Source organism: uncultured Gimesia sp. (assembly GCF_937910335.1).
Classification (GTDB): Bacteria; Planctomycetota; Planctomycetia; order Planctomycetales; family Planctomycetaceae; genus Gimesia.
In genome coordinates, this window is sequence record NZ_CALEMX010000362.1 from 1 (window position 1) to 6,272 (window position 6,272).

Annotated in this window: 5 protein-coding genes and 1 pseudogene; all 6 read left to right on the forward strand. The window is 43.3% G+C overall.

All coding sequences use genetic code 11. The annotated features are described in order from the left end of the window. Positions 1-722, forward strand: a 722-nt coding sequence (locus tag Q0668_RS14555) for a hypothetical protein (protein WP_298865931.1), incomplete at its 5' end; no start/stop codon positions are given. Positions 723-1,202: 480 nt separating this feature from the next. Then, positions 1,203-2,489, forward strand: coding sequence for a diphosphate--fructose-6-phosphate 1-phosphotransferase (locus Q0668_RS14560; protein ID WP_298865934.1), 1,287 nt, complete (start codon positions 1,203-1,205; stop codon positions 2,487-2,489). Positions 2,490-2,588: 99 nt separating this feature from the next. After that, positions 2,589-3,473, forward strand: coding sequence for an HAD hydrolase-like protein (locus tag Q0668_RS14565; RefSeq protein WP_298865936.1), 885 nt, complete (start codon positions 2,589-2,591; stop codon positions 3,471-3,473). A gap of 87 nt (positions 3,474-3,560) precedes the next feature. Then, complete coding sequence (gene gnd / locus Q0668_RS14570; RefSeq protein WP_298865938.1) at positions 3,561-4,997, forward strand: decarboxylating NADP(+)-dependent phosphogluconate dehydrogenase; 1,437 nt, start codon at positions 3,561-3,563, stop codon at positions 4,995-4,997. Positions 4,998-5,129: 132 nt separating this feature from the next. Beyond that, positions 5,130-5,864 (forward strand): MBL fold metallo-hydrolase, encoded by a 735-nt coding sequence (locus Q0668_RS14575; protein WP_298865940.1) that lies wholly within the window; start codon positions 5,130-5,132, stop codon positions 5,862-5,864. A gap of 54 nt (positions 5,865-5,918) precedes the next feature. After that, positions 5,919-6,272: pseudogene (locus Q0668_RS14580) on the forward strand (methyltransferase type 11); the annotation flags it as partial.

The following is a 6,272-nucleotide window of genomic DNA, read 5'->3' on the forward strand; positions in this document are numbered from 1 at the left end:
TACGTTTTCTCAGCCAAAGGAAAACATTTCATTATCAGGACTTAGACCAACCTTCTGAGATTCTAAAAAGAATCTCAGAAGCATATCAGATTAAAATCAAAAACGAAAAACTGGTTTCCCATGATCTCTGGTCATCTGGCACACTTTCAGCAGTGAATGCAAATGAAGCACTCGCATTAATTCTGATACAATTTAATTTGACCCATCGTTGGGAGCAACAGGCAACACAAATTCAACTGATCCCGATTCCTGATTCCGTCACGATAGAAAAAACATATTCTCCACGAGGCAAATCAATTGCTTATGTCATCAAACATTTGAAAAAGACTTTTCCCGATCTGACTATGATTCCTACCGGCAAATCCATCATGATCAGTGCTTCGAAAGAACATCATGACAAAATTGATCAAATTCTGAATCCCAGAACTAATTCAGGTATCTCAAAGCCACAAAAGGTCGATCCCGTACCCATCCACAGACGAAAATTTACTTTGCGAGTCAAAAAGATCCCACTTATTGCGATCATGAAAAAACTGGAACAATCGGGAATTGAATTTGAATATGTCGAGAGCCAGTTAGTCAGCGCAGGCATTGACCTTAGCAAACAGATTGACATTTCTGTCAACGGAGCCAATGCACAACAGTTTTTTGACAGACTCTTCGATACTTTTCATTTGAATTATCAAATAAAAGGAACCAGGGTTACATTGACTCCAAAATAAATGAACTATGTCTTTCGAGGCTCAAATCCAACTTTCCCGGAACTTTCTTTCCTGGGAACACGGCGGGTACTTTGAAATAGCGTTCAATATCGGGTAATATCCCGCATATGTAAGTGAATACCAGTCTTTGTGAGCACCTTAAAAAACACCGCTTGCACTGAACAAAGGCTAGATCCTGCCGGCTCCGGCAGCGAGAGCATTATCCGTAACCTATTTCTAAATAATGCTTTATCTACAGAGCCTTCTAATAGTCGCTTAGACCTTGTGGAAATCGTGCAAAAAGTCCTGATCGATCTGCAAAGTACCAGCGATTTTTTATTTATGGAGTAGAGGGAAATAAATTCGGAAATCCAATATTGAGAACTGAATGATGGTTGATTGCGATCATTTTTCCAGGTTTCCAATTAACAACCAGAAATGCTCAGTCGAAAATTCGGCACGAACATTCCAAAGATATAACAAGTAGAGTGAGGAGAAAACGTGGCAAGTCCTAAAAATATGATTGTGGCACAATCTGGTGGACCTTCACCAGTCATCAATAACAGCTTGAGAGGATTAGTAGAGACCGCGCGAGACCTGCCTGAAATCGGAACAATTTATGCCGGCTGGCACGGAATTGAAGGGGTCCTCAAAGAAGAATTACTTAACCTGAGTGGGCAATCACCAGAAGAAATTGCACTTTTGCGAGTCACTCCTGCTGCGGGTTCAGTCGGAACCTGTCGCTACAAACTCAAAGAACATCAGAATGAAGACTTTGATCGATTGATTGAAGTTTTTAAAGCACATAATATCGGTTACTTCTGCTACATCGGAGGTAATGATTCAATGGATACGGCCAACAAGGTCGCTTTGATGGCCACTGAACGAGGTGTTGATATTGTGGGCATCGGCGTTCCTAAAACAATTGACAATGATGTCGGAGACAGTGAATTCAAACTCATTGACCACACGCCCGGCTATGGTAGTACAGCCCGTTACTGGTTGAGCATGGTTCAATTGGCTAATGAAGAAAACCGAGGAAGCTGTCCTGCTGACCCTGTTCTGGTTTTACAGGCTATGGGAAGAAAAATTGGATTTATTCCTGCTGCAGCTCGATTAGCTGACCCTCAGCGTAAAATTCCCATGCAGATTTATCTAGCAGAGACTTCGGTCAGTATTGAGCAGATACATGCACAAGTGAATGATCAGCTTCGAAAAGACGGACGGCTGATTGTGGTTGTCAGTGAAGGTCTTTCGTTGGGAGATATTGGAGAAACGAAAGATTCCTTTGGCCATACACAATTCAGCTCAAGTCAAATGACAGTTGCCCAATTGCTTGTGAATGAACTCAACGAGAGAGGTCTTGCAGTGAAGGGGGCTGCCCGGGCTAATATTCCAGGCACGGATCAACGCCATAATATTGCCTACGCATCCACTGTTGATTTAGATGAAGCCTATGGCGCCGGACAAAAAGCTGCATTATTGGCGGCAGCAGGCGAATCAGGATATATGTCGACCATTCTCCGCACTGATGGGCCCGGATACAATGTCCGTTATGATAAAGTTCCTTTACCCGAAGTTGCCAATAGCGAACGGACATTTCCTAAAAACTGGATCACTGCAGATGGGATGGACGTCACCGATGATTTTGTGAAATATTGTCAGCCACTGGTTGGAAACGATTGGCCTAGTATCCCTTTGATTAATGGACGTATGCGTTTAGCACAATTACAACCCTTATTCAGTGATCAAAAATTACCAAAATATATTCCTCAGGCAGACAGGTAACTCACAATCCAAAATGCAAAGTGAACGCCAATGAGGCGCAGGTCTTTGTTCTACTCAAATAAAAATTAGATGACTCATAAATATAAATAGGAGAAAACTGTGTCGGATAATCCATTGGATTCCCAGTTTCAAAAGAAAAGCGAATTTCTAATTGGTATTGATTCAGATGGTTGCGCCTTTGATTCCATGGAAATAAAACACAAAGAGTGTTTTATTCCTAACTTTATCAATTATTTTGGATTACAGCCAATTTCCAAATATGCACGGGAAGCAGCGGAATTCACGAATCTGTATTCCAAATGGCGGGGAGCGAATCGCTTCATATCTTATACACTGGCATTAGACCTGCTTGAAGAACGTCCGGAAGTTAAAGCACGCAATGTTCAAATTCCCAAACTTCAAGGAGTCAGAGACTGGATTGAAAGGGAAACCAAACTGGGTAACCCGACGTTGACTGCTGAAGTAGAAAAAACTCATGACCCTGACCTTGAAATCGCATTAAAATGGTCTCTCGCAGTTAACGAAATGATCGCTGACATGGTACATGATGTACCCCCTTATCCAAACGTTAGAGAGAGCTTACAAAAACTGGATCCGGTCGCCGACATGATTGTCTGTTCTGCGACGCCCAATGAAGCGCTCAATAAAGAATGGGAAGAACACGACATTGCACAATATGTCGATGCGATATGTGGTCAGGAAGCCGGAAGTAAAAAAGAGACCCTCGGTCAGGCTAAAGACTGTGGATACGAACCGAACAAGGTACTCATGATCGGCGATGCTCCCGGTGATATGAAAGCAGCAGAAGCGGTTGGAGCACTCTTTTACCCCATCAACCCGGGTTGTGAAGAGGCGAGCTGGGAACGATTCATTGGCGAAGCATGTGACAAATTCCTCAACGGTGAATATGCGGGCGAATACCAAGAAAAAGTAATAGCCGAATTTGATAGCTATCTGCCAGAGTTACCCCCCTGGAAACAGTAATCCAGAACAGGAGGCCACTCAGTGACAGTAGAACCGATTCCATATTTTTTTAATTAACAGAACATTAGAATCAAACGAGAATTTTCAATGTCAAAACACGATATCGGCCTGGTAGGCCTGGCAGTTATGGGACAAAATCTGGTACTGAATATGGCCAACCATGGCTATTCAGTTGGTGTTTTCAATCGAACCACCAGCGTCACAGACGATTTTGTCAGTAGCAAAACCGAAGAACAGAAGATTGCAGGATATCATTCGCTCAAAGATCTGGTCGATAATCTGGCTTCACCGCGAAAAATCATGCTGATGGTCAAGGCTGGCCCCGCAGTGGATGCGATTATCGACGATCTCAAAGGGTTATTAAGCCCCGGAGATATTATCATTGATGGCGGTAATACACACTTTGATGATACAAACCGCCGTACGAAAGAAGTAGAAGACGCTGGTCTTCTCTTCATCGGAACTGGTGTTTCAGGCGGTGAAGAAGGTGCACTGAAAGGCCCTAGTATCATGCCTGGCGGAACACCTGCTGGTTGGCCACATGTCAAATCCCTTCTACAGGATATCTCTGCCAAAGTTGGCGAAAACAATGATATCCCTTGCTGTGAATGGGTTGGTGAAGCAGGTGCAGGACATTATGTCAAAATGGTACATAATGGTATTGAATATGGAGATATGCAGTTAATCTGTGAATCCTACTACATTCTCAAACATGCTCTTGGACTCACGAACCAGGAACTTTATCAAGTATTTGATCAATGGAACCAAGGCGAACTCGAAAGTTACCTGATTGAAATTACCCGTGATATTTTCACTGTAATTGATGAAGAAACAGGCGACTACCTTGTAGATAAAATCCTGGATACAGCCAAGCAAAAGGGAACCGGAAAATGGATGAGCCAGCACGCACTGGATCTGGGAGTTCCAACAACTTTGATTACAGAAGCTGTCTATGCTCGCTGTCTCTCCGCACAAAAAGATGCTCGTGTTCGCGCTTCCAAAATCCTCGGGGGACCAGATAAAAAGTTTGAAGGAGATCGAGATCAATTTATCGAGGATGTAAGACAGGCCCTTTATGCATCAAAATTGTGCAGTTATGCTCAGGGTTATGTTCAACTAAACTCTGCTGCCGAGCATTTCGGTTGGAATTTAAATAATGGTGACATTGCTCTCTTATGGCGCGGTGGTTGTATTATTCGCTCTACATTCCTGCAGGATATTAAAGCAGCCTTTGATAAAAATCCTCAGTTGGAAAACCTCTTACTGGACGATTTCTTCCGTAACGCTATCGAGCAGGCACAACCAAGCTGGAGACGAGTTGTCTCAACAGCGGTAGAACTGGGATTACCGGTTCCCAGTTTCACAGCAGCACTGAGCTACTATGATGGTTATCGTCAGGACCGATTACCAGCAAACCTGTTACAGGCTCAGCGAGACTACTTTGGAGCACATACTTATCAACGAGTTGATAAAGAAGGTACTTTTCATACAGATTGGATTCGTGAACGCCGTCTGGACTCTTAATCTTATCCAAAAAGGCCTATCTGAATAGTTTCTGGGGTATACTACGCTGTAGCCAGACTATTCAATCGCCCGTTAATATAGAAACAATTCCATTATTAACTGGTAAATTCATGATTATTGGGAAGTAGAGCAATGCGAATCGTATTGTTGGGAACAGGTGGTTATCACCCTAACGAGCGTCGACACACGGCCTGCATAATGATTCCTGAACTGGGGATCATTTTTGATGCAGGAACCAGTTTTTTTCGTGTTCCCGACTTTCTGCAAACTCGTGATTTACAGATTTTCCTGACTCATGCCCATCTAGACCACATTGTCGGTCTTTCATTTTTCCTGGTTCCCATGTTGTCTGATCAGGTCAACTCCGTCCAAGTATACGGTGAAGAAGCAAAACTAGCTGCGATACAGACACATCTCTTTTGTGAAGAAATATTTCCTGTTCTGCCTGATTATGAATTCATTTCATTACCTGAGACAGTCACAGTACCCGGTAATGGAATTCTTCGGCACCTGAAACAAGAACATCCCGGAGGTTCTCTTGGCTATCGTATTGATTGGCCTGAACGCTCTTTGGCATATATGACCGATACCGCTCACCCGGAACAGAACCTGGAATTTGTCCAAGGGGTCGATCTATTAATTCACGAATGCTACTTTCCAGATGAGATGGCTGAATGGGCTGATAAAACAGGTCATAGCCATACAACACCTGTCGCAAACCTCGCACGAGATTCCAAAGCCGGAAAATTGATCCTGACCCATATTGATCCACAACGAGCCGGCGATGATCCCATCGATATTAAAGTTGCTCAAAAGATCTTTCCTAATACAATATTAGGAGAAGATTTAATGGAAATCGATTTTTAACTCAACAAAAGAAGCCTCCTGCCAGTTTCTCACCATAGTAAGAATTCAGAAGCCATGACGAAAGAAACATCATCAAAAACTGTTCTTTCGCGGAGACTTCTTGAAGCTTTAAGAAACCCCCAAAATGGCCTCCCCCTGACATTCGATGAAGATCAGAATATTCTAATCGATCGTGATCAGTGCTATCCCGTTGTAAATGGTATTCCCCGATTTGTAAAACAAGAGCATCTTTCCAGCTTTGGTCTGCAATGGAATAAATACGAGGTTGCTCATATTGAAGAAGATCAAGCGACGTTCACAGCCAAAACGGGAGTTCCATTAAGTGAATTGAAAGGTCTCAAAATCCTGGATGCCGGCTGTGGTGGTGGTCGGTACTGTAAAGTAGCCGCCGAAGCGGGGGGGAACGTA

Coding starts and splice junctions, on each gene's coding strand:
- gnd (WP_298865938.1), top strand. CDS start 3,561: ATGTCAAAACACGATATCGGCCTGGTAGGCCTGGCAGTTATGGGACAA.
- Q0668_RS14575 (WP_298865940.1), top strand. CDS start 5,130: ATGCGAATCGTATTGTTGGGAACAGGTGGTTATCACCCTAACGAGCGT.